This is a genomic window from Bradyrhizobium sp. UFLA05-125 (assembly GCF_059803515.1).
Genome location: NZ_JBANBJ010000170.1, coordinates 1 through 1,606 on the forward strand (window position 1 = coordinate 1; position 1,606 = coordinate 1,606).

Below are 1,606 nucleotides of genomic sequence, written 5' to 3' on the forward strand. Positions count from 1 at the left end.
GCGCTGTCGATCCGCCGGCAATGCATGTTGCTTGGCATCGCGCGCTCTGGGGTCTACCGGCCGCCGCGGCCGGCCAAAGACAACCACCTTGCCCTGATGCGGCGGATCGACTAGCTGTTCGCCGCGTGGCCTTTCTTGGGCTCACGGCGAATGATCGCGATCCTGAAGGCTGAGGGGCTTCGGATCAATCGCAAGCGCGTGTAGATGCGGAAGATGGGCATCGCGGCGCTAGGGCCGAAGCCGAACACGACGAAGCCGACGCCGGGCCACAAGTTCCATCCCTATCTGCCGCGCAACATGACGATCGATCGGCCGACCAGGTGTGGGCGGCTCGGCCGCTATTTTCTCTAACTCGTCGTCATCATCGACTGGACGACGAGCCGGGTGGCGATAGCCGAACGCGATGGATGTTTTGTTCTGCGCGGCAGCTCTGGAAGAGGCGCTGGCGAAGTACGGTACGCCGGAGATTTTCAACACTGACCAAGACAGCCAGTTCACCCGCGCGTTGGCGGACGCCGGGATCAAGATCTCCATGGATGGCCGCGGTCGTTGGATGGACAACGTCTTCATCGAGCGGCTGTGGCGCTTGCTCAAGCATGAGAACATCCATCTCAGGGGCTATGCCGACGGTTGCGAGGCCCAAGGCAGCAATCGTAAACTGGATCGCCTTCTACAACGATCGTGACCTTTGAGGCACGCGGCTATCGCGCACCGATGGCGCTCTGGCGCGAACGGATGTTGGCCGCGAAGGCTGCGGACATGATGGATAACGCTGATGCCTTGACCAAATGCCCACAGCAACAGCAGCAGGCAGAGTTTCTGGCAGCGTAATAGAAAGGGATCAGGAGCGGTCAGTGTCCAACTAACAAACCGGTTCGAGCGGTCCCGCTCCGTGGGTCCGTTTGTCAGTTGTTCCAGTGAACAAACCTGGACAATGCATCGACCCTCACGGATACGATTCCATTTGCAATAATTGGGTTCAAAATATCTGGTCGAAGTTTATTGACGCCTGGGGTGAAAATGGGGGCGTCTCATTTGGAATATATTCGTTACGATCACGGCGATCGGAAAAATCTTCATGCGTTGCCTATCCTCCAGCAGTGGCCGGCGTCTAGCCGGGCTAATACCAATCCATGGCGCAGCGCAGCAGAAAGCGTTCGATCATTTGCTTAGCTGGCTCATCTCACCGCGCGGCACCTCCCGGCCAAGGACATTCATTCCAATGTGGAATTGACGACGCCAGAATTGGTATTTGCCGACTGAGGAGTTGATCATGTTGTATGAGTACAGCGGATGGCTCCCTTGCTGAAGTTACCCATGGAGTTTCGATGTCTGAACCTTATTCGAGTGCCCCTTTCGCCAAGCACACCAAAATTCAGAAAGAAGCTGCCTGCGGCGATCTGGTGCCAGAGGGGTTCATACGTATGCCGAGTGGCGCCGGTCACGATGCGCTGATTCTCGGTTCGATCATGCCGGCTGGCGCGCTTCGTGCGATCCATCGGCGACGTCAACCTCACTTGAGCGAGAGCACGTCCGACGCGGACATCGTACTGGGCGCGCAGGTCTTCGTCGATGCATGCCGGCGATTGCTTGTGTAGCCAACATA

At 57.8% G+C, this 1,606-nt stretch carries 3 protein-coding genes; all 3 read left to right on the plus strand.

What is annotated here, in order from left to right:
• Positions 1 to 204: 204 nt before the first annotated feature.
• The 3 genes from SO156_RS45765 (at position 205) to SO156_RS45775 (ending at position 1,598) form a co-directional block, all read left to right on the plus strand.
• Positions 205 to 351: a hypothetical protein gene (locus SO156_RS45765; RefSeq protein ID WP_498539454.1), complete on the plus strand. Its 147-nt coding sequence runs from the start codon at positions 205 to 207 to the stop codon at positions 349 to 351.
• A 52-nt stretch (positions 352 to 403) separates the two neighbouring features.
• On the plus strand, positions 404 to 685 hold the full coding sequence (locus SO156_RS45770; RefSeq protein ID WP_498539455.1) for a hypothetical protein: 282 nt from the start codon (positions 404 to 406) through the stop codon (positions 683 to 685).
• 643 nt (positions 686 to 1,328) lie between these two features.
• Entirely contained in the window at positions 1,329 to 1,598 is a 270-nt protein-coding gene (locus SO156_RS45775) for a hypothetical protein (RefSeq protein WP_498539456.1), read from the plus strand.
• Positions 1,599 to 1,606: the final 8 nt, after the last annotated feature.